21 protein-coding genes are annotated in these 25,730 nt (G+C 32.7%); 17 read left to right on the top strand and 4 right to left on the bottom strand.

Features of this window, described 5'->3' with window-relative positions; translation table 11 throughout:
• The first annotated feature begins 31 nt into the window (after nucleotides 1-31).
• From JS605_RS01780 to JS605_RS01740, 10 genes are all read left to right on the top strand, one after another.
• Nucleotides 32-4,366, top strand: coding sequence for a CusA/CzcA family heavy metal efflux RND transporter (locus JS605_RS01780; protein WP_203255966.1), 4,335 nt, complete (start codon nucleotides 32-34; stop codon nucleotides 4,364-4,366).
• A gap of 4 nt (nucleotides 4,367-4,370) precedes the next feature.
• Nucleotides 4,371-5,576 (top strand): efflux RND transporter periplasmic adaptor subunit, encoded by a 1,206-nt coding sequence (locus tag JS605_RS01775; protein WP_069831879.1) that lies wholly within the window; start codon nucleotides 4,371-4,373, stop codon nucleotides 5,574-5,576.
• Between the two features lie 2 nt (nucleotides 5,577-5,578).
• On the top strand, nucleotides 5,579-5,995 hold the full coding sequence (locus tag JS605_RS01770) for a Fur family transcriptional regulator (protein ID WP_069831878.1): 417 nt from the start codon (nucleotides 5,579-5,581) through the stop codon (nucleotides 5,993-5,995).
• A 58-nt stretch (nucleotides 5,996-6,053) separates the two neighbouring features.
• Nucleotides 6,054-6,647, top strand: coding sequence for a mercuric transport protein MerTP (gene merTP, locus JS605_RS01765; RefSeq protein ID WP_069832103.1), 594 nt, complete (start codon nucleotides 6,054-6,056; stop codon nucleotides 6,645-6,647).
• Nucleotides 6,647-6,856, top strand: coding sequence for a GDCCVxC domain-containing (seleno)protein (locus tag JS605_RS17475; RefSeq protein WP_083253427.1), 210 nt, complete (start codon nucleotides 6,647-6,649; stop codon nucleotides 6,854-6,856). The genes merTP and JS605_RS17475 overlap by 1 nt, the downstream gene beginning before the upstream one ends.
• 30 nt (nucleotides 6,857-6,886) lie before the next feature.
• Complete coding sequence (locus tag JS605_RS01760) at nucleotides 6,887-8,851, top strand: heavy metal translocating P-type ATPase (RefSeq protein ID WP_069831877.1); 1,965 nt, start codon at nucleotides 6,887-6,889, stop codon at nucleotides 8,849-8,851.
• A 301-nt stretch (nucleotides 8,852-9,152) separates the two neighbouring features.
• Nucleotides 9,153-9,989 (top strand): DUF932 domain-containing protein, encoded by an 837-nt coding sequence (locus tag JS605_RS01755; RefSeq protein ID WP_069831876.1) that lies wholly within the window; start codon nucleotides 9,153-9,155, stop codon nucleotides 9,987-9,989.
• A gap of 260 nt (nucleotides 9,990-10,249) precedes the next feature.
• Nucleotides 10,250-12,046, top strand: coding sequence for a ParB/RepB/Spo0J family partition protein (locus JS605_RS01750; protein WP_203255965.1), 1,797 nt, complete (start codon nucleotides 10,250-10,252; stop codon nucleotides 12,044-12,046).
• A gap of 258 nt (nucleotides 12,047-12,304) precedes the next feature.
• On the top strand, nucleotides 12,305-12,472 hold the full coding sequence (locus JS605_RS01745) for a hypothetical protein (protein ID WP_165605868.1): 168 nt from the start codon (nucleotides 12,305-12,307) through the stop codon (nucleotides 12,470-12,472).
• Nucleotides 12,473-12,483: 11 nt separating this feature from the next.
• On the top strand, nucleotides 12,484-13,029 hold the full coding sequence (locus tag JS605_RS01740; RefSeq protein ID WP_069831874.1) for a hypothetical protein: 546 nt from the start codon (nucleotides 12,484-12,486) through the stop codon (nucleotides 13,027-13,029).
• Here JS605_RS01740 and JS605_RS01735 read toward each other — a convergent pair.
• From JS605_RS01735 to JS605_RS01720, 4 genes are read right to left on the bottom strand one after another with little or no spacing between them, the layout of a single operon-like run.
• Nucleotides 13,011-13,931, bottom strand: coding sequence for a hypothetical protein (locus tag JS605_RS01735; RefSeq protein WP_203255964.1), 921 nt, complete (start codon nucleotides 13,929-13,931; stop codon nucleotides 13,011-13,013). The two genes, JS605_RS01740 and JS605_RS01735, sit on opposite strands and share 19 nt — an antisense overlap.
• 2 nt (nucleotides 13,932-13,933) lie before the next feature.
• On the bottom strand, nucleotides 13,934-17,059 hold the full coding sequence (locus JS605_RS01730) for a coiled-coil domain-containing protein (protein WP_203255963.1): 3,126 nt from the start codon (nucleotides 17,057-17,059) through the stop codon (nucleotides 13,934-13,936).
• A gap of 40 nt (nucleotides 17,060-17,099) precedes the next feature.
• Nucleotides 17,100-17,789 (bottom strand): condensin complex protein MksE, encoded by a 690-nt coding sequence (locus JS605_RS01725; RefSeq protein ID WP_069831871.1) that lies wholly within the window; start codon nucleotides 17,787-17,789, stop codon nucleotides 17,100-17,102.
• A complete protein-coding gene (locus JS605_RS01720) occupies nucleotides 17,759-19,072 on the bottom strand; it encodes a hypothetical protein (protein ID WP_203255962.1) in 1,314 nt (437 codons plus the stop codon). The genes JS605_RS01725 and JS605_RS01720 overlap by 31 nt, the downstream gene beginning before the upstream one ends.
• A gap of 746 nt (nucleotides 19,073-19,818) precedes the next feature.
• Here JS605_RS01720 and JS605_RS01715 point away from each other — a divergent pair.
• The 7 genes from JS605_RS01715 to JS605_RS01685 all read left to right on the top strand — a co-directional run bounded on the left by JS605_RS01715 (nucleotide 19,819) and on the right by JS605_RS01685 (nucleotide 25,730).
• Nucleotides 19,819-20,175, top strand: a complete 357-nt coding sequence (locus JS605_RS01715) for a single-stranded DNA-binding protein (RefSeq protein WP_069831868.1) — start codon at nucleotides 19,819-19,821, stop codon at nucleotides 20,173-20,175.
• 76 nt (nucleotides 20,176-20,251) lie between these two features.
• Nucleotides 20,252-20,701 (top strand): JAB domain-containing protein, encoded by a 450-nt coding sequence (locus JS605_RS01710; protein ID WP_203255961.1) that lies wholly within the window; start codon nucleotides 20,252-20,254, stop codon nucleotides 20,699-20,701.
• 11 nt (nucleotides 20,702-20,712) lie between these two features.
• A complete protein-coding gene (locus JS605_RS01705; RefSeq protein ID WP_069831866.1) occupies nucleotides 20,713-20,910 on the top strand; it encodes a hypothetical protein in 198 nt (65 codons plus the stop codon).
• A 387-nt stretch (nucleotides 20,911-21,297) separates the two neighbouring features.
• The gene (locus JS605_RS01700; protein WP_203255960.1) at nucleotides 21,298-21,690 is read left to right on the top strand and encodes a BfmA/BtgA family mobilization protein; all 393 of its coding nucleotides are present in this window, start codon (nucleotides 21,298-21,300) and stop codon (nucleotides 21,688-21,690) included.
• Between the two features lie 4 nt (nucleotides 21,691-21,694).
• Entirely contained in the window at nucleotides 21,695-22,723 is a 1,029-nt protein-coding gene (gene mobB, locus JS605_RS01695) for a MobB family relaxase (protein ID WP_203256721.1), read from the top strand.
• 1 nt (nucleotide 22,724) lies between these two features.
• On the top strand, nucleotides 22,725-24,320 hold the full coding sequence (locus tag JS605_RS01690) for a type IV secretory system conjugative DNA transfer family protein (RefSeq protein WP_203255959.1): 1,596 nt from the start codon (nucleotides 22,725-22,727) through the stop codon (nucleotides 24,318-24,320).
• Nucleotides 24,321-24,365: 45 nt separating this feature from the next.
• A complete protein-coding gene (locus JS605_RS01685; RefSeq protein WP_028283571.1) occupies nucleotides 24,366-25,730 on the top strand; it encodes an RNA-binding domain-containing protein in 1,365 nt (454 codons plus the stop codon).

Here is a 25,730-nt window from a genome sequence, read left to right as displayed (position 1 = left end):
TTATTTATAAATTCATTATAACTATAATTCTATGATTAATAAATTCATTGATTTTTCAATCAATAACAAATTCATTATTGGTTTGCTAACGCTTACCATTGTTGGAGCTGGTATTTGGAGTATGACTCAAGTACCTATAGATGCGGTACCAGATATTACCAACAACCAAGTACAAGTCATTACGCAAGCACCAAATTTAGGAACAGAGGATATTGAGCAAATCATAACCTATCCAGTAGAGGTAGCAATGAGCAATCTACCTAATGTCCAAGAAATTCGTTCAATTTCTCGTTTTGGCTTATCAGTTGTTACCATTGTTTTTGACGATGATATGGGAACGTATCTGCCACGTCAATTAGTCGCTGAAAAACTCAACGACATCAAAGAACAAATTCCCGAGGGATTTGGAGAACCTTCAATGGGTCCTATTTCATCTGGTCTAGGAGAAATATATCAATACACACTTAAAGTCAAACCAGAATACAAAGAGAAATATTCAGTTACTGATTTGCGCACCATGCAAGATTGGATTGTACAACGTCAAATGGCAATGGTAGAAGGTGTTGTTGAAGTTAATGCTATTGGCGGAAAAATTAAGCAATATGAAGTCGCTGTTGATCCAAATGAGTTGCGAGCAATCGGATTAACAATTACCGATATCTTTGAAGCGTTGGAAAACAATAATCAAAATACAGGTGGTGCATATATTGAAAAAAATCATCAAGCTAATTTTATTCGTGGCGAAGGCTTAGTGCGTAGTTTGGATGATATTAAAAAAATCACAGTAAAAAACACCAATAATATTCCTATAACTATTGGCGACATTGCCAAAGTACAATTTGGGTCTGCTATTCGTTATGGCGCATTAACACAAGATGGAGAAGGAGAAGTTGTAGGTGGTTTGGTAATGATGCTTAAAGGCGCAAACTCAAACGATGTTATCGAGAATGTAAAAGAACGCATGGCTCTAATAGAAAAGTCATTACCAGAAGGTGTGATTATTGAACCTTTATTAGACCGAAGTAAGTTAATAGCAGAAACTACATCAACTGTAGCAACAAACCTTATTGAAGGTGCATTAATAGTAATATTTGTACTCATCTTTTTATTAGGAAATTGGAGAGGTGGTTTAATAGTGGCATCCACTATTCCGTTATCGTTGTTGTTTGCATTTATCCTTATGAATGTGTTTGATGTTTGGGCTAATTTAATGAGCTTAGGAGCAATAGATTTCGGTATTATTGTCGATGGTGCAGTAATTATAGTAGAAAGTACCGTTTTTCTTATTGCATCACAAGTGCTAAAAAAGAAGAAACTTACTGCAAAAGAAAGAGATAAAGTGGCTTCTAATGCTTCAAAAAAAATGATGAATGCAGCCTTTTTTGGTCAGCTAATTATTCTAATTGTCTTTCTGCCTATTTTGGCATTAGAAGGGATTGAAGGAAAAATGTTCAAACCGATGGCATTGACTTTCATTTTTGCAATGATTGGTGCAATGGTACTTTGTTTGACGTATGTGCCAATGATGTCTGCCTTGGTTTTAAGAGCACCAAAGTCAGACAAAAAATCTTATGGCGATAAATTTGTGCATTGGGTAGAAGAAAAATACCAACCTTTATTAGTTAAAGCGATACAAAAAGGAAAATGGATTATAGGCATTGCAGTCGTGCTATTCGGACTAACAGTTTTTATGTTTAGTCGAATGGGAGGCGAATTCATCCCACAACTCGATGAAGGAGATATTGCATTTCACGCCATTTTAAAACCTGGAAGCTCGCTTACAGAAACGATTGAAACGACCACAAAAATTGAACAAATTGTAAAAGCAAAGTTTCCAGAAGTCGAAAAAATTGTAAGTCGAATTGGTGTTGCAGAAATCCCAACAGACCCAATGCCAATGGATTTAGCCGATGTTTTTGTGATTTTAAAACCAAAAAGCGAATGGACAACAGCCACTACAAAAGATGAATTAATAGAGAAGATGAAAGAAGCGGTAGAAATGGTTCCTGGTGTTAACTATGAATTTACACAACCTATCGAAATGCGTTTTAATGAATTGCTGGAAGGTGTTAGAGAAGACATTGCCATAAAACTTTATGGAGAAGATATAAATGTCCTGTCTCAAAAAGCAGAAGAAATATCCAAAATCATTGCAGGAACTGAAGGTATTGGAGATATGAAAGCCGAAGCCACAACAGGGTTGCCACAAATGACTATTACTTACAATAGAAATAAATTAGCCCAATACGGACTGCAAATAAACACCTTAAATCAAATTGTGCAATCGGCTTTTGCAGGTGGTACAGCAGGAATTATTTTTGAAGGCGAAAAACGATTCGATTTAGTAGTAAGATTAAATTCCCAAAATCGAAAGGATATTTCAGATGTTCAAAATTTGTACATCAACTTACCGTCTGGTACTCAAATTCCACTTCGGGAAGTTGCAGATATAAGCTACAAAGCCGGTCCAATGCAAATAAGTAGGGATAATACAAACAGAAGAACCTATGTTGGTATTAATGTAAGGGGACGTGATGTAAAATCATTGGTAACAGAAATAAAATCCAAGTTAGATGCTAAACTAGAGTTGCCATCAGGTTATTTTATTCGTTATGGTGGTGCTTTTGAAAATTTAGAACGTGCTAGTAATAGACTGCAAACAGTTGTACCAATTGCGTTATTGCTCATTTTTGTACTTATTTATTTTGCTTTAAAATCATTGCCACAAACCTTAATGATTTATATCGCAATTCCTATGGCAACCATTGGTGGTGTCGTAGCGTTGTGGTTACGAGATATGCCATTTAGTATTTCGGCAGGAGTCGGTTTTATCGTTTTATTTGGTGTTGCGGTTTTAAATGGATTAGTAATGATTAGTGGTTTGAATGAGTTGAAAGATGAAGGTGTTACCAATCTTAAAGATAGAATTATAGAGGGAACAAAACGAAGAATTAGACCAATTATGCTAACCGCTTTTACAGATGTTTTAGGCTTTTTACCTATGGCAATTTCGGCATCAGCTGGTGCAGAAGTACAACGGCCTTTAGCAACGGTTGTAATTGGTGGTTTATTAACATCTACACTATTAACATTGTTCGTTTTACCTATATTATATCATTGGGTAGAAAACAAATCATTCAAGTTTAGAGCAGACAAAAAAGTGATTACAGTTACTGCTATGGTAGCTTTTATGTTTTTGTTACCAATAACAGGAAACGCCCAAGAAGTTAACGATACGTTGCCAATCATTTCGATGAATGAAGCGGTTAAATTATCAAAAGAAAATTTTCCACTTTTAAAACAAAAGCAATTAGAAATCAGCAAACAAGAGCAGTTAAAAAGTACAGCTTATGATTTTGGAACGACTCAAATTTTTACTGGAGGCGAGGAAATTAATAACGGAAATGGTATTTATACAACTATAGGAATTGGTCAAAGCAACATTGATGTGTTTGGTATTTCTGCAAAAAAACGATTGCAAGAACAACGCATTCAACTAGCTCAAAAAGCGTTTCAACTTTCAGAATTAGATTTAGAATTGGAAGTGAAAAAAGCCTGGGCAAATGCCTTGCAGAGTAAAAGGAATTATAATTTATACAGAGAGTTAGATTCAATTTATACCAATTTTGAAAAAGCAGTAGCATTAAATTATGAAGTAGAAGCGATTTCAAGGTTAGAATATTCAGCAGCTAAAAATCAAGCTTTACAGATTCAAAATAAATTTATGCAATCAAAAAGTGAATATAGTATTGCATTACAACAGTTAAACCTATGGTTGGTTTCTGATACATTCTATACCGTTCCCAATGATTTTGAAATCACTAGTGAAATTGATGTTGATACTTTTAACTTAGAAGAACATCCCTTATATGGTATAGCACAATTACAGGTAACAGAAGCAGAAGCCACATATAAAGCTGCCAAAGCAGATAATTTACCCAAGTTAAATTTTCAAGGTGGTTTACAAAACTTAAATGGTAATTCAGGGTTTTATACCTATCAAGCAGGTGTTTCCATTCCTTTTTTGTCTGGTACAAATAAAGCAAAGGTTAAAACCGCAAAAATCGATAAGGAAATTGCTGATACGAACATTCAGTTCAAAAAACAAGAAGTACAATCCAAGTTTGTACAATCAAAAGAGAATTATCAAAAATGGAAAACGTCTTGGTTTTTCTATAAAAATGAGGTGTTACCACTTGTGAAAGAACAAAAATTGGGGGCTTTATTTGCCTATAAAGAAGGAGAGATAGATTATACAGGGTTTACACAACTCATAAAAGAAGCTATTCAATCTGAATTACAAGCTCAAGAAGCATTAATAAATTATTTAGAAAGCACATTTCAACTACAATATTTTAATAAATAAGAAAATGAAAAACACACGATATATAATCTTAACATTACTAACAGTTTCACTTTTAGTAGTTGCCTGTGGAAATAAAGAAAGCCATAAAGAAGGCGATGGTCATGCACACAATGAAGATGTAAAGCCAGAAGCCGAAGAAGCTCATAGTGATGAAGAAGAAGTGATGCTATCACAACAACAGTTTGATGCCTTAAAAATGAAAACAGACACCCTAGCATTGCGTAATATGAGCGGTTATGTAGAAGCCAATGGCACATTAGAAGTACCACCACAAAACGAAGCAGCAATAACTTCTGTAGTTGGTGCAAATGTGGTATCAATAAAAGTTATTGAAGGCGATAAAGTTAATAAAGGTCAAGTGGTTGCATATTTATCTCATCCTAATATTATAAAAATGCAGACCGATTATTTAAATGCTTTTAGCAACAGTAATTTTTTAAAGAAGAACTATGAACGTCAGCAAAAATTATATGATGCAGGAGTTGGCTCTGGTGCAAGTTTTCAAAAAGCCGAAGCAGAATATGATGCCTCTAAAGCTATGGTAAATGGATTGGAAGCTCAATTGAGACTATTAAACATAAACACGTCATCAGTACGAAATGGAACCATTGCTCAAAGTATATCATTACGTAGTCCAATAGAAGGCTTTGTCCAAAAAGTTGAAGTAAAAACAGGACAATATGTAGAACCGCAAACCGAACTTTTTGAAATCGTAAACACGCATCACGTTCATGCAGATTTAATGGTGTTCGAAAAAGACGTTTATAAAGTAAAGAAAGGTCAAAAAGTGATTTTCAATTTACAATCTAATACAGACGAAGATCTTACAGCAGAAATCTATTCGGTAAGCAAAACTTTTGAAGATAATCCTAAAGCACTACACGTCCATGCTGAAATTGAAAACAAAAAAGGGAATCTAATTCCAGGAATGTATATTAAAGGTAAAATTCAAGTTGAGAACGCAGAAACTCATGCATTGCCAGAAAGCGCAATTATAAAAGAAGGCGATAGATTTTATGTCTTTTCAGTAGAAAAAGAAAATGACGATTGGAGTTTTAAGCCAGTTGAAGTGCTTTTAGGAGAAAAAGATGGTAATTGGATAGCGGTTAAATTTGCTGAAGAACAAGATAAAGCCACAAAATTCGCTTATAATAATGCGTATTATTTAATTGCTGAAATGAAAAAAGGAGAAGCAGAACACGAACATTAATTATGCAAACCATAGAACAATTATTAGAGTCAAAAAATATACGTGTTACGGCAATGCGTTTATTAATTTATAAATTTCTTGCTGAGAAACAAGTAGCAGTAACATTAAGTGATATCGAAAATGCTTTTGATAAAGCAGATAGAACTACATTGTATAGAACAGTAAAAACATTTGAAGAAAGTACGATTGTACATCAAATAGATGATGGCACAGGCATTACTAAATATGCGCTTTGTGAAAAAGGCTGTAACTGTGATATTGAAACCGATTTACACTTACATTTTCATTGTAATAACTGCAACGAAACGGTTTGTCTTACCGAGCATAAAATTCCACAAATAAAAGTGCCAAATGGCTTTATTTCCGAAGACATAAACTTGGTTGTAAAAGGTGTTTGTGATAAATGTAGTGGATTATAAATGCACTTCCGTTGCATTGTATTTTAACTCATCTTTGTTTTAATTAAGTACAATAATGATGAAAAGTAAATTAATAGGGACGAGTTTAATTTCAGCAATCGCAGCTTCATTGTGTTGTATAACACCTTTTTTAGCAATGATTGCAGGTACAAGCGGGATTGCTTCAATGTTTTCTTGGATAGAACCTTTTAGACCTTATCTAATAGGGTTAACAATTTTAATTCTTGGTTTTGCTTGGTATCAAAAACTAAGACCTCAAAAGAAAATTGACTGCGAATGTGATACTGAAGAAAACTCGAAATTTATACAGTCAAAAGCGTTTTTAGGAATAGTAACTGTTTTTGCAATTGTGATGTTGGCTTTTCCATTTTATTCAAAATTTTTTTACTCAAATACAGAGAAGCAAATAGTCGTAGTTGACAAATCGGACATTAAAACAACTAAATTTCAAATTAGCGGAATGACTTGTACGAGTTGTGAAGAGCATGTAAATCACGAAGTAAATAAACTTAATGGAATTCTAAGCTCAAAAGCGTCCTACGAAAATGGAAATGCAGTTGTTGAGTTCGACAGAACTAAAACCAATGAAACTGAAGTTGAAATTGCAATTAACGCAACAGGTTATAAAGTAATTAACAAAAAACAGAATTAATGGAAGTCATATTAAAATCAGAAATTACTTGTCCAAATTGCAAACATAAAAAGGTTGAAGAGATGCCAACAAACGCTTGTCAGTTTTTCTACGAATGCGAGAAATGTAAAACGGTTTTGAAACCGAATGAAGGAGATTGTTGTGTGTATTGTTCTTTTGGAACGGTTCCATGTCCGCCAATTCAAAAAGGAAAAAACTGCTGCTGCTAACAAAATAATTTCAATAAGTAAGGAAACCAAATGAAAAAAAAGAAAGTCAATTTACGAGATATAAAACCAAATTCTGAAATAGATCACAATCAAAACGATGGTCACAATCATAGTAGTTCAGAGAACATAGGGAAGTTTAATATTTATTTGCCGGCAATTTTCAGTTTTGTAATGTTAATGATTGGTATTGCAATCGACTATTTCGATATGTTCCCATATTTTAAAGGATGGATTCGCATACTTTGGTATGTTATGGCATATATTCCCGTAGGTTTTCCTGTTATAAAGGAAGGGTGGAAAAGCATTAAAAAAGGAGATGTTTTTACAGAGTTTTTCTTAATGTCTATAGCAACCATAGGTGCATTCGTGATTGGCGAATACCCTGAAGGAGTAGCAGTAATGTTATTCTATGCGGTTGGAGAATTATTTCAGAGTGCAGCAGTAAATAAAGCAAAGGGTAATATTAAAGCTTTGCTCGATGTTCGTCCTAATGAAGCTTTGGTATATCGCAATAATGATTACATTTCTGTAAGCCCAGAAACGGTTGAAATTGGAGAAAAAGTTCAAGTCCGTGTTGGAGAAAAAATCCCTTTAGATGGTATTCTGCTTTCCGAAAAAGGCTCATTTAATACAGCGGCATTGACAGGCGAAAGCAAACCTGATACGATTGCAAAAGGCGAAAAAGTATTTGCAGGAAGTATTAATATGGATGGAGTTATTGAAATAGAAACCACCAAAGAATTTAAGGATAGTTCCATTGCACGTATCCTCGATATGGTGCAGAATGCAACAGCTCGTAAATCGAAAACAGAATTATTCATTAGACAATTTGCTCGAATTTATACGCCAATAGTTGTGTTTCTAGCTATTGCAGTTACATTTTTACCATACTTTTTTGTAGATGATTATGTGTTTAGAGATTGGTTATACAGAGCCTTAATTTTCTTGGTAATTTCTTGTCCTTGTGCTTTGGTTATATCCATTCCGTTGGGTTATTTCGGGGGATTGGGAGCAGCTTCAAAAAACGGAATTTTGTTTAAAGGCGCTTCATTTTTAGATGCCATGACCAAGATAAATACATTGGTAATGGATAAGACAGGGACGGTTACGAAAGGCGTCTTTAAAATTAAAAAGATTGAAGCTATCAATTGGGATGAGAAAGAGTTTATGAAATACCTGATGGCGATGGAAGAACAATCCACACATCCAATCGCAAAAGCCATTTTAGAATATAAAGATGAAGGTACAGATTATGAAGCTTCAGAAGTATCTGAAATAGCAGGTAAAGGCCTAAAAGGTATCGTAAACGGTAAGACTGTTTTAGTTGGTAACAAAGCCCTAATGACAGCCAATAATATTAATGTTTTAGAAGAAACAGAAACTATTGTAGAATCGATTGTTTTGGTATCTATAGACAATACATTTGCAGGCTATGTGGTTATTGCAGATGAATTAAAAGAGGATGCAAAAGAAACGATTACAGCATTACATAAAGTAGGTGTCAAAAATATAATGATGCTCTCTGGCGATAAGGATTCCATTACTCAAAAAGTAGCTTCCGAGTTAAATATCGAAATCGCTAAAGGCGGTTTGTTACCAGAAGATAAGCTAAATGAAGTTGAAATTTTAAAACAAAACCCTAATAATAAGATTGCTTTTATAGGCGATGGCATTAATGATGCACCAGTTTTAGCAGCAAGTGATGTAGGAATTGCAATGGGTGGATTGGGAAGTGATGTCGCAATAGAAACCGCAGATGTTATTATTCAAACAGACCAACCTTCAAAAGTAGTTAGGGCTATTAAAATTAGTCGTTCCACTCGCAAAATTGTATGGCAAAATATCATATTAGCATTCGGTGTAAAAGTAATTGTTCTAATATTAGGTGCAGGTGGTTTAGCAACTATGTGGGAAGCGGTTTTTGCAGATGTTGGTGTTGCATTGTTAGCAATATTGAATGCTGTTAGATTACAGCGCATGAAATGGGTTGATTAAAGCTTATTGAAGCGTATTTTTGTAAACTAAAAACCCTCACAATTGTGAGGGTTTTTAGTTTTTAAATTATACCTGATTTTTATTTTATTAATCTATATTTAGTAACAAGAGCGTTATTAAAAAAAAGAGTTATTCATACAATATGTGAAGCAAGTTAAACTCGTAAAATACACCCATCAAAAGACTACGGCATAAAGCCATTGCAATATCCAACGCTTATTTATTCCGTTTCCTTTTGAGCTGTGATTTCAGCTTCCGTTTGGTTCTAGCTTAAATATTGTTTAATCTAAAATCAAATATTATGTATTTAAGTAATTTACAACAAGATGAGATTTTTGTTTCTTCAGAAATGAAATCCTTAAAAAGCCTCACGCAGATGGAATCTCGTAGAGGACTTGAAAATGCCATTATCTCAAATGGTAAAATCGTTAATGTGGTATCAAACAGTTATGGCCATATTCCCAATCAATTATTCTTCAAAAAAGCGGAACAGATGCTTTTGGATGCTGGACTAAACTATCACAAACGAAGCGTTAATAGAAATGATAGGTCTTTCATAATAGATTTTATCATTGAAGATAGCAATCAGTTTAAATTGAAAAACAAGGAAGATTTAATACTACCCATGCTACGATTTAAAAATTCTTATGATGGTAGTGAGAAGACTTCCGGACATTTTGGTTTTTACAGAAAAGTATGCTCAAATGGACTGCACGTTTCGCAAGCAGAAATTGAGTTTTCCATAAAGCATAGCAAAAATAATACAGAATTGATTATGCCAAGAATGAATGGCTTATTCGATAAGTTCCTGAACAATGAGTTTTATACCATCGTCAAGAAATTTGAAAAGATGAAAGACTTTAAAATCATCGACACAAAAGAATTTGTAAAAGCAATTTTGGATAAAACTAAGCTGTTCAAATATGAATGTAGTGATAAAAACGAAGAGCCTTCAAAGAAATCCCGTGAAGTTATTGAAACCTTGAACTACGAAGCACTACTGCTAAACGAGGAACCGAATTTATGGTTAGGCTACAATGCCTTCAATTCCATGTTACACAATACATTGAAGAAGACATTTTCACAACAAGAAAAGTGGGATAAAAAACTATTCAATGAAATATATGAAATGGTTTAATATCCAATAATTAAAGGTTGCTCTAGTACCTTAAAACTAGAGCATTTTTTAGATTCATACTTTATTTCTGTTAAAAAAGGGGAGAGATATCTATATCAATATTGGTACAAAGATAAACTCGCAAAATATTATCATCAAAAGACTACGGCATAAAGCCAACGCTTCGCCCACAACTCATTTATTCCGTTTCCTTTTGAGCAGAAATTTTGTCTTCTGTTTGGGTTCTGCAAAAATATTGTTTAATCTAAAATTTAAGTATTATGACAACAAAAGCAAGTACTACAAGCAAAAACGGAAAGGCAACAGCCACCATGAAAAATGAAGTCAAGAAGAAATTGACACAAGGCGCCATTGGACTTCAAGTTCAAGAACTACCTATCGGAAGGATTATTCCTGACCCAATGCAACCAAGAAAAACCTTTAACGAGGAAGCTCTAAAACAACTGGCTGAAAGCATCGAAGAACACGGTGTCCTACAACCTATTACGGTCCGAAAATCTGGAAAAGATTACATCATCGTCATGGGCGAACGTCGATATCGCGCAAGCAAATTGGCGAAAAAGAAAACCATTCCGAGCATCGTTAGAGCATTCGATAATAATGATGTTCTGGAAATTCAAATTATCGAAAATCTGCAAAGACAAGATGTTGAACCTACTGAAGAAGCCGAAGCTGTAGCATTCCTGAGCGAAAAATATGCGCCAACGGAGATTTCAAAACGGTTGGGAAGAACAGAAAACTTTGTAAGGCAACGTTTAAAATTAGCAGGTCTAATTGAAGGTTTTAAAGTCTTTGTTCGTAATGGCGAAATGACAATTTCGTTAGGTGTAGGTGTGGCGCTTTTCGAGCCAGAGGAACAGCAAATGATGCTGGAAACAATGGGAGAGGATTTTAATGCCCATCAAATTAATCAGATGATTAAAAACCAGACTTATGATTTGGAGAATGCACCTTTCGATGTGGTCGATGAAAAATTAATAACAAAAGCTGGTGCCTGTACAACATGTCCGTTCAACGCAGCAAATCAAGGCAATTTATTCGGCGATGATAAAATGGTGTGTACAAAATCAGCTTGTTATGAAACGAAGAAAAGCAAGTCATTTTTGAACCTGATAGAAAAATCGAAGAAAGAGAATATGCTGTTGATTCCTGAAATTCGCAAATACTGGGCAGATGACGAGAATAACCAGCTCATTATTTCGCAATTGGAAAAAAATGGATTGAAAGTCTATCTTCTGGACGATGTTGAAATAATCGAGGAACCTATTGAACCTACAATGGAAGCAATTAAGACAGAATACCAACATTACGACTATTCTGAAGATGAGCTGAAAGCTGAACTTGAAGAAGCGGTTGATAATTACAAGGAAGAATTGGAAGTGTATAATTCCGCAAAAGAAAATGGATTCGTAAAAGGTATTATGTTTCATCCAAAAACGTATGTTCACAAAGCAATCTTTGTGAAGGTAATAGAAGATTCAAAAACTGTAAATTCTACATACTCTGAACCGTTAGCAAATAGAAAAATGGCAGAGTGTTCGCCTGAAGAGCAAATCGTTAAAATCAACGAAAGAGAAATCAGAAAGCGACATATTGAGCACAACAAGCAATTTGAAGACATAGTTCAGATGATTCGTCAAACCGATTATATCGAAAAGAAGAAATCACTTTCGGTAGATGAAATGGTAGCTTTCTCATTAACCCTATATGAAAACAATGTGGATTATGTAGGTCGGCAAAAACACTTTTCAAAATTATTGGGTAACACATCTAAAAAGACTGATGTGGAAACTGTCGAGAACTTCAAAAAGAATTTCAAAAAGGAAACCTTTTATAAGTTGATTCGGTATATCCTTACCAAGCAAGTACATTTTGGCGAAAGCAATCACGTTAATAACTTAACGAACATTTCATTCTACAATGCGATGCAAGGGTATTATAAAACTAAAATTGCCAATATTGAAAAGGAATATGCAGAAGAGAGAAACAAGCGTGAAGCACGTTTGAAAGAGCGCATAGAGAAACTTGAAAAGAAAATTCAGGAATTAAACGATTAGCTTTTGTTGTTGGAAGTAAGGGTCAGCATTCGTGCTGGCTCTTATTTTTTTATATAGTTCTTCATAAAAAAGGGAAAGTAGAACCTATTCAATCAATATCAGCGCAAAGGTAAACTCGTAAAATACACCCATCAAAAGACTACAGCATAAAGCCTACGCATCATCCAACGCTTATTTATTCCGTTTCCTTTTGAGCTGTGATTTTAGCTTCCGTTTAGGTACTGCTCAAATATTGTTTAATCAAAAAATCTTAGAATTATGAAACAAGTATCTGAAAAACCCAGCATCTCATTACAAGAAGCAGAAGAACATTATCGAGTAAGTAGTGAAAATTACGATGTCGATAGTGGAGAAAGTCATTTGGCTTATTACAGGGAAAAGCATCCTGAAAATTACCAGGTATTATTAACTAATTGTTTAACCTAAAATCTCACATCATGGAAAATTTAAAAGTAGTTCAGTTCGATTTCGGTTTTGAATGTAAGCCGATTATAATAAAGGAAAAGGTAGTAAAACCAACTAAAAAGGAAAAGAGCGATTTCGTTTTCGATTTTATGGATTGCCTTGCGAGTCCAATAATAGTTTTTAAATGCGCATGGCAAGACACCATACCAAAAGACATTCTAGGTAAAATAAAATTATCAAGAATAATGTGCTCAATGACAGGAGATAAAATGGCATCGCTTACAGAGACTTTAGCCTACATGATGCCAAGAACTTTTGAAGCACCCATGCAAACAGAATGGGTAAATATTTATACATGGCTAGGACTTCAATATGCAATACAGACCAAAAGTAAAGACCAATTAGAAGCTATGATTGAAATAGCACCAAAAGAACTGTCGGATTATGAAAAAGGACTCTTAAAAAATCTGAGATTATGGATTTATGATAAGCGAAGAAAAGCGCTTAAGGGAATTTTGAAAAAGAATAAAGTGTCAAAAGACGATGGTATTTTAGATATTCAAGAGAAACTGTTTTGAATCATTTTTTTTAAGTCGTTAGATTCCTCAATAATCCAATGATTCGTCTCTATAAGTTTTTTAATCTTTGCTTTGTACTTCTCTGAATACAAATGAGAACTTAAATTTGAAAGTGCTTCTGGTTTATCTTGATTTTTCCAATGACTACTATGTTCAGTATCAACAATACTTTTTGATATGGCCGTTGGGAATAAAAGTTGAAGTTCCGGAATTTTTTCTTTGGCTAACTCATAAATTTCTAAACCATCTGCATCCCAATCCGCTGAATAAAAAATGGGAAGTCCTCTCGTATCTGCGTATTTTAATTTGGGAACATTTTTTCCACCTGCGTACCAAAGTTCATAATTATTCTCACGAGGCATTTTGTCTTTTCTTAAAAAGTCTAAATTTTCGCAAAGAACAATTAATTCTGGTTTTTCACATTGAAGTATGTATAGATACTGTTGGTCTTTGTTCTCTACAAGTGTAATATCAAGTATTTGATTAATGGCTTTTATTAATGAGTCTTTTTTATCTAAGTACTTGTCATTTTTAAAAAACATTGTTGAGAACCCTCTAACGGTTTCTTGTGCTTCAATTAATTGTTCTCTACTAGGTATTAGATTACCACTTTGCTTCTTTGATTGTAATTCAATTAGAGTCTTTATATCCTCTTCTTCAAATCGTTTCTTTAAAAGATTATGGGTTTCTAAAAAATCAAAATAAATAGGAAACTGGTTTAAATGATGTTTTTTATAATACGAATCAAAAAGAAGCCCAGGCAAATAGTTTTTACCTACTTCTATAATTTCTTTATTAGATACCAATAGTTGAAAGGATGAATCTTCTTTTAGAGAATGCTTAACTTTAGTTTTTCGGTCTAAAAAAAGCTGATGTAGAGATTTTAATACAGTCCAATTCATTCTTAATTTGATTGTGCTTTTAGATACGTTTCTAAATCTTCCCTGCCTTCATTGGTTTTAAAATAACTATTAGGAATAGGATAGTTAATATTTTTATCGCCAGCACCTTCTATTAAATGATGCAAATACCAACCTTGTTCGGTATCTGAGCCAAATGGTCGTGGTGTCATTGTAAGAATCTGATAACCGAATTCTTCAGCAATATTTGGGAAAGTGCTAAAATTCAAATTATCTAAATTTGAAACCTCTTCTAAAATAAGGAATCGAAGTCCTGGTAAATCAGCATTTAAAACTACGGACAATCTACCTATACCTAGCAGTACAATCGCTGCATAACTTTCGCCAGTACTACCACCAGATTTTTCATTATCAAACTCATCAGTAAATTTTGTCCTTAACTCAAAATACGTCTTCGGGTCAAGCAAATTAGAAAATTTTATTTTTTGATTAAAACTGGTGGTTTTCATGAAAAAATTCTCTACAAAACTCTCGACAGATTCACCTAAGGGAAGTTCACCTGCACTATGCACCTGTTGGGATGTGGCCTGTAAATCATTAATCCAGTTAATATCAAAGTCTGACGGTTTGTTAAATTCCAATTGAAAATAATATTTACCACTAATTTTCTTTCCTTTAAAAAATTTATTTAACGCTTTTATAGTTTCATGATATTCATCAAACTTTCCTTTGGTTTGCTTAAAAATATTTAACATCGTTTCATGGATAGCACCAAACATTCTATATCTACTACTGTTAAGTTGTTTAAGCTCTTCTGAAATATTAGCTGAGTGTTTTATTTTTGGACCTAAAAGGACACGCTCAAGTATTTCAAAGTTATATGTTACTTGTGTAATTTGTTCGTTAATTTCTGGGTCGTTTTTAATTTGTTCAAATGAGCTTATAATTCCTTTATAATCACCTATATAATTAGTTTTGTTGGATTGAAACTCAGTATATAAAGGATTTCTTTCAATACCTGTGTACCTCGATTTATCTATATTCTTGATGTCTAAATCTGGGAAATATTTGTAAAAATCTGTTTCAATTTTTTTACGTTGATTTTCTAAATCTGTAAGCGATTTTCCCAAATCCAAAGGTTGGTTTTTGAGTGATGGTAAAAATCGTAGTTTTTCTTCCAATTTACTTTTATCAGAACTATATTGAGAAGATAGGTTTCGCTCTTTTATGTCGATAGATTCTAACTCTTCTTTAAGTTTTTCTAGCTGATTAGCAAGGTTCTTTTTTTCAATGGGAATATTGATTTTTAGCTCTACTTTTTTTAATAGCTTGTTCTCATTAAAAATTTGAGTATTTAAGCTCTGTTTTTTAACTTCAAGATTTTGAATTAAACCTAAAGAAAGTTTTAAATCTTTTAGTTTAGAAAAGTCATTAATTCTTTGGTCTAACTTTTGGTCAATATGTATTGATTTTTGTTCAAATTTTTCACCTCTAAAAAAGGATTCAATGTGTGAAAGTTCTTTATCGATTAGACTAATTTGGTTGTTCAGTTTTGTTGTTTGATTAGAAAGTGCTTTCCCAAGTTTGTCTTTATCTTTGAATAATTGTTTATCTTTTGTTGAAGATATAAACTCTTTTATGCCACCCATACTAAACCAATAACCATCATTTTCAGAATCATTTTCAATAAATTTTTCATCCATAAATGCTAAACTTTCAACATACCTAATGCCAGCGATTATTTCATTTGGTTTCTTCCAATGAACACCTTTTAAGATTGCAAATAGAATTGCTTCTTGACTTTTAGTTAATGTTTTCTGTTGCGATAAAAGTTGAGCAAACAGAGAGTTTTTCTTATTTTTAGAGAGAAGGTTAAGTAATTCGCGAATGTCCGCTTTATTTGATTTGAGTGAACTCTTTCGATTATCAAGTGTCTCTTTTTGGGATTCAATGGTTTGCTCGATGCTTTCAAGAGAACCATAATCTTCAAAAACAGTTGTAAAATGAGATATTCTACGTTTTATTTCCGAAATTTCAAAAGTTTCGATATTCTTAATAGAGATTTTTGCTTCATTTTCAATTGCAGGTAACTTAATACATTCTAATTCATTCACCTTAGATTCTAATGCTTCTATTTTAGCGAAAATGTCGCTGTATTCTTTTAAGTGCTTTATGGTTTTATCAAGATTATCATGTTCTTTTTTAGCTTTTAGAGCTGCTTTTTTAACTTTTGGGTTATCAGTTTGTAATGATTTAATTAGTTTATTTTCTTCTAATAGTTGTGTGTTTATATCTTTTAATGATTGATTCTTTTTTAAAATTTCATTTTCAGTATGCGTGAATTCTACTAAAAGGTGTTCCTTAAATGAATTGAGGTAGAGGCTGTTTAAAGAACTTAAATTGGTAAGACGTTCTTGTTTATTTTCTATATCTGCAATTAATTCTTCAAGGTCTTTGTAATCATTAATGAGTTTTTCTAAGTCTGCTTTATGTTTTTCATATTCAGATTTAAGGTTGTCTGTTTTATCTTCAAAAAGAAAGCTCTTTAAGCTATCGTCACTATCTGTGTCTAACGTTTTTGCTTTTGAGAACGACTGTATGACTTTCGCAAAAGCGTCAAGATTAGATTCTATAGAAAGGTCGATTGGTAATACTCTATTTTCAAATAGGAAAGTGTAAAGTTCATTTTTTTGATTCTTATCTGAAAAGCTTCTAAGATATATTTGTTTTTCATCCCTTAGTTTAATGGCAAGTTTCTCTATTGGTGGGATACTATTATCATGAATAAAATCCTTAAAAAATGGTATGTTGTTTTTAGCAATGCTTAAATCACTTAATTCATTATTATCATTTATACCATGAGCTTTATTAAGAATCCAAAATGATTTGAGTGGTCTGCTTTTTTTATTGGGTATGTTAACGCCTAAAGTGATAAAGCTATCTTTTTCTACTTCAATATTAATAAAAATATAAGCGTCTGAAGTTTTATAAGGAAGTGTGTGAAGTAATCGCGTATTGTTCTTGAAGCTTTCAGTACCAAACGCTATTTTTTGCTTATCTGAGATAAAAAGAATTTGAAAAAGGTCGGCAATAAGTGATTTCCCTATTCCGTTCTTTCCTGTGAAATCTGTCCTAATAGGGTGTAATAAATAATCTTGGTTAAAATGCATTATGATTCCAACTGTAGAAAAAGAATATATTCGTGGGTATTTAATCATTTGTCTGTAATAAGTAGTTCTCTATAAATTCATCAATGTGGGTTATTTCTTTTTCATATAATTTTTGAAAACGATAAATAGGTTCTTTTAGCTTAAAGTGGATGTCTTCACCCTCGTCTTTAGCCATAGATTCTACCCATCCTAATTTTTCAAAATCTCGTATAGTATTTTTAATATTGGTAATCACACGCTTCCATTCGTTGGGCGAATATTCATCTCTTATTTCTTTAAACCATAATTTTTTGAAATGCTTACTGTTTTCACCAGATAAAATTTCCTTTTTAATATCTGGAAATGTTATTTCCTTAATATTTTCAAAGTACCTGTCATAATACATATTTAATAGCATTATGCCCATTACGGTCTGTAAGCTGGATAATTCTTTATGTCTTCTCGTTGAGCTTAAAGCACCCTTTGAATCTTCTGTAAAATCAAGAAAATAAAATGTGATGTCATCTTTATAGTCTCTTTCTAACTCTAAACCATAGAAGTTGGCATAGTAGAACTTTAGTTCTTCAAAATATTTTTTTAGTAACTGGTAGAGGTAATAATTTGAGTCCTTTTGAATGTGTCTGCCACTTAAAAGTTCTATGTTAAGGTTTGCAAATTTTTCTTTAACATCATTATTTTCTAAAAACTTAAAAGGATGTTCTAAAGAATTTGGTTTATTTTCATGTTCCATACTAATATTTTTTGTTCGGAATATGCCTCTGGCAAATCCTTTGTAATTTCTATTTGATATCTGGGATTGCTGTTTGCAAATTGGAAAAGGTCAAAACCAACGCTTAAAGCTATTTCACTATCATTTTCACGTTCTAGAATTTTATAGAAATGCTCTGTGAAATTCAGTTCTTTTTTCTCTTCGAGAATACTTTTATACTCTCTAAGTAATTTTGCAGCACTCTCTTGCCTAAAAAGGTCTTTTTCTACCTTTTCTCTTTCAGACCTTGCATATTCATTGTCGTAATGAGCTGGTAGTATTTCGTTTCTCTGAATTCCATATGTGTGGTAATAAGGTACTTCTATAAATTTAAATCTCTCAATAGGTATTGATTTTATTGGAAAGGATTTAGGTAAAGTGATAATGTGTTTATTGGAATACGAAGCTTGCTCTAATGTGAATTTCAATAATTTCTTTAAATTTATTCTTATCCTTGATTGGTTTCTAAAGCTATTTTGAAGATTTGTTAATTGGTTATTAGCATATAATGACTTATCCATCAATTGCTTTAATCGATAATCTACATCATAGAAAAAATCAGTTACTTCTGTTTTTATATGCAAAGCCTTTTTGTAGTCATCGTTTAGTTTTTCAAATTTTTCTCGTTCAGTACTATTTTCAGGATGCTTAAACTCATCTATTTCTTTATAGAAAAAATCAACGACTTTTTCAATTTCAATATTTAGAGTGTTTCCTAAACGAAGAGTATATTTTATTTCCTCGGACTTTAGCCCAATTTCATCAAAGATTAATGTAAATTCTTTTGTAATGGTCAAAAGGTCTTCTGATTCATTTTTCAATAAATCATTAAGTCGGCTTATGGATGAATTGACAACATCCTTTAAAGCTTCAAGGTGGTCAATAATGGTTTGTTTACTGTTATTGTGAAATTGTAAATCGTACCATAATTCAAAATCAGCTATAGTTTCAATTTCCGAAGATTTAAAATCTGCATATTTCTGAAACGTTTTCTTAAGTGGAAAATGTTTAAGTGGACTATGAAGTTTTTTATGGATTAAATCGATAAATTTTTTCGCATAGTTGGTAAGCGCAAATTTCAACTCTTCATTTGGTGGTCTTTCAATATAAAAATGAAGTAAGTTTCTAACAATTTTTTCTGTTTGTGGTATAGAGCCAACTTCTATTTTAGCACTTTCATTAATGCACTTCTCAATATCACGATAAGTAAAGTATTTAGAAACTTTACCTGCTTTAATCCTTGAATCTAAGATATAGATTACCATACCTTCTTCTTTAGTAAGAACAAGATGGTCATACAATTGATTTATGTCTAATATTTCGGACTCGATTTTAATTGAATTTAAGTGAATCACCTAATTTAAAAATAAAGATTACTCTTACCTAGAAAGTACAGTAATATTTGACAACATTTTATTTACCTAAGTCATTCAGCACATTTCCTTTCATTCCGTAAAAACTTCATTCCAGAAAAAGAGCTTCATTATAATAAGTCTTGGACATAATCCACACTTTTGACTTTTCATTCCGTTAACCCTTTCCGTTGCTCTGGAAAGGCACACTTCATTTTCAAGTAAAAAGTGCGAATTAAGTCCGCTAAATAGGAAAAAATTATTTGCATTTTGTTCCAATTCCTATGATTTTGTATTTCACAAAGAATTTAGGTTCACTTCCGTAATCCAACACCGTCATACCTTTTTTTGACAGCAAAATAACAACATTCAGCTTTGAACGACAGCATAACCAGGCTCGTACCTCGCACTTTTTATATGTCTATACAAAGCTGAATATTGGACAGCACTAAGCAACAAAAAGAAGGTAACAGCGTCGGCTCTATGGGAAGTAAATCTAAAATGAATCTTATGAAATCTTACAAAATCAATAAAAAGGAAGTAGAACAAAAGTTAAAAAAACAAAAAAAGGAAAACGCTCTGGATATAATAAGTAAATCAATAACAAAGCCTTTCTGAATAGTTTAGATAGGTCAATATTAATCTTTAAATTTTTTATTATGAGTACTCTAAGAAACAAAGTACAGTTAATTGGCAACGTAGGAAACGAGCCAGAAATCACAAATCTTGAAAGCGGAAAGAAAGTTGCAAAATTTTCAATTGCAACCAATGAATCTTATAAAGATTCTAAGGGAGAAAAAGTGACAAACACCCAATGGCACAATATTGTAGCATGGGGAAAGATTGCCGAAATCGTTGAGAAATATGTAGGCAAAGGAAAAGAAGTAGCATTAGAGGGAAAATTGACCTCACGCTCTTATGAAACCAAAGAGGGAGAAAAAAGATATGTTACCGAAGTGGTAATTGATGAAATTCTGCTTTTGGGAATTAAAGGCGAGGATAACGCTACTGAATAATTGAAATTAAAAGAGGGCGTTCCTGTGGAAAGATGCGCCCTCTTTTTCATTCTCACTATAACTAATAATAGAAACAATGAAGAACAAAGTTAATGAAATAAAAATTAGCTACAAAGGCGGTTTAAAATCATCTATGTGGCAAAAAATAAACAGTTCTCAAGATGCAGCCGAATTGTTGTTTGAGGATTGGGATAAAGATACTATTGCACTACACGAAGTATTTAAAATTGTACTTCTAAATAATAGTAATAAGGTAAAAGGCGTATATCAAATTTCACAAGGTGGAATTGTCGGAACGTTGGTAGATTTAAGAATTTTATTTGCGGTCATTTTAAAATCGCTATCGGTAGCAATCATTTTAACGCACAATCATCCAAGTGGAAAATTGATGCCTAGTGAAGCTGATAAAAGCCTAACGAAGAAGATTAAGAATGCTGCAAAATTATTTGATATTAAGCTTCTCGACCATTTGATTTTTGCACCTGATGGAGATTATTATAGTTTTTCAGATAACGGAATTTTATAAAACGAAAAGCTATGATTTATATAAATTTTACCGATTTGAGTGAAGAAGCGCAAGAGCGTTTGCTTAACAATTCTAAAGAAGATGTTAAGCATAAATATGGAAAGGACATTATCGAATATGCATCTGCTAATAATCAAAATTTGGACAAGATGCTAGACGAAGAAGCAATAAGAAATTTGTATAGTTACACATACGTGTTTAATATATAAACGTTCTTTAAAATTGTAAGACCTTTGAAAATTTCAGAGGTCTTTTTTTATGCCCATATTTTATATTCTGCAACAAAAAGAGCGGTTTGTTAAAGATACTTTTAAACTTCAATAATAACACTCTTAAAAAATCTAATTTCAATTTGTATTACAGAAAAAGCCATTACATTTTTGGATGTAATGGTATTTTTTTTGTCCAGCGAGCTGGACGAAAAGGAATAGCAAGAGGGTAACACGCTAGCGCGATGTTTCGATTTTCAGTTTTTCAAAACCCTAGTAAAATCAACACCTTTCGGCGATTGATTGTTTTGATATTTGAATGTGTAACATGGTTTTTTCAGAAAAAATCCTCGCAGCCCAATCAAAACAACAAATTTTTTCAGAAAAATGGATAAAGGATATGAAAAAGAGCGATTTGAGAAGCTCGGGATTAAAACTTCAGTAGCAGAGCGTTTTCGAGTGTTTTGTAAAAAATTATCTAAATCACAATCGATGACTTTGCTTCTGATGCTGGACTTTTTTGAGGACAATGGCATTTCACCAAATGAAACTTTAGGGCCAAATATGCAAACATTGGAGAGTAAAATTAAGAAGCGAATCAATGCTGTAATTGCCATTATAAAGGACATAGAAAAGAACCATGATAAACCCACAACTGCAATGTTGCGATCTTTATTTATGGAGTTTGAACCAAAGCAAGAAAAGTTGATTTTAGAAAAAGAGGTCAAAGAGAAGGAAGTGTTAATTGTAGAAAAAAATGATTCAAGTAATCAATTATAATATTATGTATATCACAATCACAGCTCAAAAATTAGGAGGAGATTATTCACAAAGTTCTGCGGATTTTGCTGAGTATCTGGAGAAAGAAAATCAAGGTTTGGAGCAAGAAGATGTGGAACATTTTTTCAATCAATATGGCGATGAAATTGAAGCCAAAGATGTGGTAAAAGAAATTGATGGCAATGCTGCAAAACTCAAAAAGAAAGAACCAAAATTTTATTCCATTACAGTTAGTCCAAGTAAATATGAATTAAGAAAATTACAGAATAATTCTGAAGATTTAAAGAAATATACTAGAGTCATAATGAACGATTATGCAACGTCCTTTAATCGAGAAATTAATGGTAAACCAATAACTGTTGACGACATAAAATATTTTGCAAAAATTGAGCATCAAAGAACATTCAAAGGCACAGATAAACAGGTTAAAGAAAACCAACCTTTTGCCACTAAAATACTTCAGCTAAAAACTGATATTCGGAAAATTGAACAAGGTCAATTAGATGGGAATATAAAGAAAATGAAATCCCAAATTAGCAAACTCGAAGCCGAGGCACCACATCGACAAAATGGTAAACGGATTGTTCAAGGCATGAAAAAAGCAGGTAATCAAAGTCATATTCATATTATCGTGAGTCGAAAAGATGCCTCAAATTCTGTTAGTCTATCACCAGGATCTAAATACAAAGGTTCGGAAGTTGAGATGCATGGTAAAATTGTAAAACGTGGTTTTGATAGAGATGCGTTTTTCACAAAAGCCGAAAGCACTTTTGATAAAACTTTTGGTTACAAACGCAACTATGCAGAATCCTATAAATCGAAAAAAGAGTTCATTAAAAATCCAAAACTGTACTTCACAACATTATTAGGATTGCCAGCAAGTGAGAAAGCAGTAGCATTTAAAATGCTTGCAAAATCTGGAGTCCCTATGGCGAGTATTCCAACCAATCAAGTGCAGTTAGCACTTAAAACCATAAAGTATTTAAAACGTGGTGTGGACATAGCAATTAAATCGGGTTCAATAGGTATATAATATGGAAATACAAGGAATCACGTTTACTATTGCATTACTGTTTGGAATGAGCTTGGTGTTTTCAAGTCTTTTCAAAATGACGAGATACGCCTTTTTTGTAAACCTGATTTTGATTGTTATTTGTTTAGGGTTGCTTTTTAAATTGAGTCCGTATTTAATGCATTGGGTTATCCAGATTCTTTATATCGGTTGTCCGCTTTTGCTTATCAATACAGTATTATATGTGTTTCTTCACAAGGAGAATGACATTTTGGATTCTAATGATAAGCACCAAGTTCATTTCAAAGTAAAACGAGGGAGTTTCAAAATTAATAACATCAAACGAGGCGCTTCAATTATTGGTTCTGCAGGAAGTGGAAAAACTGAAAGCGTGGTTTTTAATTTCCTTCAGCATTTCAGCAAACATAAATTTTCTGGTGTAATTCACGATTATAAAAACTTTGAAATCACAGAAATGGCATTTCCTTTATTTGAAAAAAATGAGATTGATTTTAAAGTAATTTCATTCGATAACATTCATGACCGAGTGAATCCAATAGCACCAAGATATATGACCAATGAAGAAAGCGTAAATGAGGTCGCTAGAGTGCTTATAGAAAACCTATTAGAACAAAGAGAATCCGGAAGTATAGGAACAACAAAATTTTTTAATGATGCAGCTGAAGGCTTAATTAGTGGATTGATTTGGAAGTTAAGAACCTCGCATCCACAATATTGTACATTACCTCACTTAATAGCTGTTTACCAATATCTCAACACTTCAAGTCTAATTGCATTTTTAAGTAAGAATACAACATCGAGAGCGATGGCTGACGCTTTTATTAGTGGTAAGGATTCAGACAGACAAACGGCTGGTGTAAAAAGCACTTTGGCCAATGCGCTCAAAAAAATAAGTACGCAACGTATTTTTATGGCTTTATCCGCAGATGATGTTCCGCTCGACATAAATAGCCAGGACAAACCTTTAGCGATTTCAGTAGTCAATAATCCAAAATACGAAACAGCTTATTCGCCAATCATTGCGACTATTATTCACACCATTACAAAGCAAATGAGCGTGCGAAATTCAAATGCTTCATTTTTGTTGATGGAAGAAGCACCAACAATCAGATTATTAAATATGCACAGAATTCCAGCGACATTGCGTAGTTATGATATTGCCACGATTTATGTAATGCAAGACAAAATACAGAATGATATGATGTATGGAGATAAGGCGAGTAAAGCAATTTTAAGTAATTTATCATATCAATTCTTCGGAAAGGTAAACGATCCAGACACAGCTAAATATTACGAACGCTTTTTTGAAATTGTAAAGAAAGAAACCACAAGCGTAAACAGAGGTCATAATCTTAATTTTGACACACGAATTACAACAGGAGAGCGTGAGGTTGCAAAAATTAGAGCTGATGTGTTTTTCAGACTGAAAGAAGGCGAATTTATTACGTTCGCAGATGGAAAGGACAGAAAAGTACAATTTAAATTGCCTAAAATTGAAAAGCGACTACCAACAAAGCAGCAGAACTATTCTGATGCTGATTTACAAGCTAATTTTGATAGAGTTTATAAAGAAGTTAGATCGATTTTCAAAAATTAATATCAGTATCTTTATAGCGTAATTAGTTAGACCATTTCAATTTTCATGACCGAGACCAATCGTATAGAATACAAACAAGAGCTTACTGAAGGATTAGAAAAAGAAGTCATTGCTTTTCTGAACTATCGCGAAGGTGGCATTATCTATATAGGTATTGATAAAACAGGAAAAACTTATGGTTTGGCAGATTCAGATAGTGACCAATTAAAGATAAAGGATCGGTTGAAACACAATATTAAACCATCTGCATTAGGCTTATTTGATATTGTTAGTGAAGAACGTGAGGGTAAGGATATCATAAAAATTATTGTAGCAAGTGGACCAGAAAAACCATATCATTTAAGAAAATATGGTATGAGTGAAAAGGGGTGCTTTATACGAATTGGAACTGCTGCAGAACCAATGCCTCAAAAAATGATTGATACGCTTTTTTCTAAACGTACTCGAAATTCCATAAGTAAAATCAAAGCAACGACACAAGACTTGACTTTTAGCCAACTGAAAATATATTATGAAGAATCAGGCTATAAACTAGGCAACGCATTTGCTAAAAATTTAGAACTACTTACTGAAGATGGCGCATATAATTATGCAGCTTATCTTTTGGCAGATAAGAATAATACGTCTATTAAAGTTGCTAAATATTCTGGTACAAATCGAACAGATTTAATAGAAAGTAATGAGTATGGCAATGAGTGTTTAGCAAAGGCAACTAAACAAGTCATAGATAAAATTGCTGTAGAAAATAGAATAGCTACAAAAATCACTTCAAAGGAGAGAGAACAAAGCCACCTATGGAATCCTATTGCATTACGTGAAGCCATTATTAATGCTTTTGTACATAATGATTATACCAATGAAGTACCGCCCAAGTTTGAGATTTTTTCAGATAGAATTGAAATTACATCTGCTGGAGGTTTACCTGAAGGATTGAGTCAGCAAGAATTTTTTGAAGGGTTTTCAGTCCCTCGTAACAAAGAACTGATGCGCATATTCAAAGACTTGGAGTTAGTAGAACAATTGGGTTCTGGTATTCCACGTATTTTAGATCATTATGGTAAAGAGAGTTTTAATTTTTCTGAAAACTTTCTTAGAATGGCTTTTGTTACTAAAGAACTTACTACTAAAGTAGATGATAAAGAAGATAATGGAGAAGGTGGTGCAATAGGTGGTGTAATAGGTGGTGTAATAGGTAGTGAAATAGACGATAATTCTAAATTGACTAAAAGGCAAAAAGAAGTACTTAAACTAATTGCTGAAAATAAAACCATAACTTATAATGAAATAGCTGAAGTTTTAGGTATCAATGAATCTGCTGTTGGTAAACATATAAATGCTATTAAAGAAAAAGGCTATTTAGAACGAAAAGATGGTACTAGAGGGTATTGGGAAATTAATATGAGTAAATAA

The sequence above is a fragment of the Hyunsoonleella ulvae genome, assembly GCF_016827605.1.
GTDB lineage: Bacteria > Bacteroidota > Bacteroidia > Flavobacteriales > Flavobacteriaceae > Jejuia > Jejuia ulvae.
The sequence above is the reverse complement of the archived record's forward strand: the minus strand, read 5'-3'. Positions and strand labels throughout refer to the sequence as shown.

What these genes read in the sequence shown, in the direction of transcription:
- JS605_RS01780 (WP_203255966.1), top strand. Translation starts at nt 32, where the DNA reads ATGATTAATAAATTCATTGATTTTTCAATCAATAACAAATTCATTATT.
- JS605_RS01775 (WP_069831879.1), top strand. Translation starts at nt 4,371, where the DNA reads ATGAAAAACACACGATATATAATCTTAACATTACTAACAGTTTCACTT.
- JS605_RS01770 (WP_069831878.1), top strand. Translation starts at nt 5,579, where the DNA reads ATGCAAACCATAGAACAATTATTAGAGTCAAAAAATATACGTGTTACG.
- merTP (WP_069832103.1), top strand. Translation starts at nt 6,054, where the DNA reads ATGAAAAGTAAATTAATAGGGACGAGTTTAATTTCAGCAATCGCAGCT.
- JS605_RS17475 (WP_083253427.1), top strand. Translation starts at nt 6,647, where the DNA reads ATGGAAGTCATATTAAAATCAGAAATTACTTGTCCAAATTGCAAACAT.
- JS605_RS01760 (WP_069831877.1), top strand. Translation starts at nt 6,887, where the DNA reads ATGAAAAAAAAGAAAGTCAATTTACGAGATATAAAACCAAATTCTGAA.
- JS605_RS01755 (WP_069831876.1), top strand. Translation starts at nt 9,153, where the DNA reads ATGTATTTAAGTAATTTACAACAAGATGAGATTTTTGTTTCTTCAGAA.
- JS605_RS01750 (WP_203255965.1), top strand. Translation starts at nt 10,250, where the DNA reads ATGACAACAAAAGCAAGTACTACAAGCAAAAACGGAAAGGCAACAGCC.
- JS605_RS01745 (WP_165605868.1), top strand. Translation starts at nt 12,305, where the DNA reads ATGAAACAAGTATCTGAAAAACCCAGCATCTCATTACAAGAAGCAGAA.
- JS605_RS01740 (WP_069831874.1), top strand. Translation starts at nt 12,484, where the DNA reads ATGGAAAATTTAAAAGTAGTTCAGTTCGATTTCGGTTTTGAATGTAAG.
- JS605_RS01735 (WP_203255964.1), bottom strand. Translation starts at nt 13,931, where the DNA reads ATGAATTGGACTGTATTAAAATCTCTACATCAGCTTTTTTTAGACCGA.
- JS605_RS01730 (WP_203255963.1), bottom strand. Translation starts at nt 17,059, where the DNA reads ATGCATTTTAACCAAGATTATTTATTACACCCTATTAGGACAGATTTC.
- JS605_RS01725 (WP_069831871.1), bottom strand. Translation starts at nt 17,789, where the DNA reads ATGGAACATGAAAATAAACCAAATTCTTTAGAACATCCTTTTAAGTTT.
- JS605_RS01720 (WP_203255962.1), bottom strand. Translation starts at nt 19,072, where the DNA reads ATGGTAATCTATATCTTAGATTCAAGGATTAAAGCAGGTAAAGTTTCT.
- JS605_RS01715 (WP_069831868.1), top strand. Translation starts at nt 19,819, where the DNA reads ATGAGTACTCTAAGAAACAAAGTACAGTTAATTGGCAACGTAGGAAAC.
- JS605_RS01710 (WP_203255961.1), top strand. Translation starts at nt 20,252, where the DNA reads ATGAAGAACAAAGTTAATGAAATAAAAATTAGCTACAAAGGCGGTTTA.
- JS605_RS01705 (WP_069831866.1), top strand. Translation starts at nt 20,713, where the DNA reads ATGATTTATATAAATTTTACCGATTTGAGTGAAGAAGCGCAAGAGCGT.
- JS605_RS01700 (WP_203255960.1), top strand. Translation starts at nt 21,298, where the DNA reads ATGGATAAAGGATATGAAAAAGAGCGATTTGAGAAGCTCGGGATTAAA.
- mobB (WP_203256721.1), top strand. Translation starts at nt 21,695, where the DNA reads ATGTATATCACAATCACAGCTCAAAAATTAGGAGGAGATTATTCACAA.
- JS605_RS01690 (WP_203255959.1), top strand. Translation starts at nt 22,725, where the DNA reads ATGGAAATACAAGGAATCACGTTTACTATTGCATTACTGTTTGGAATG.
- JS605_RS01685 (WP_028283571.1), top strand. Translation starts at nt 24,366, where the DNA reads ATGACCGAGACCAATCGTATAGAATACAAACAAGAGCTTACTGAAGGA.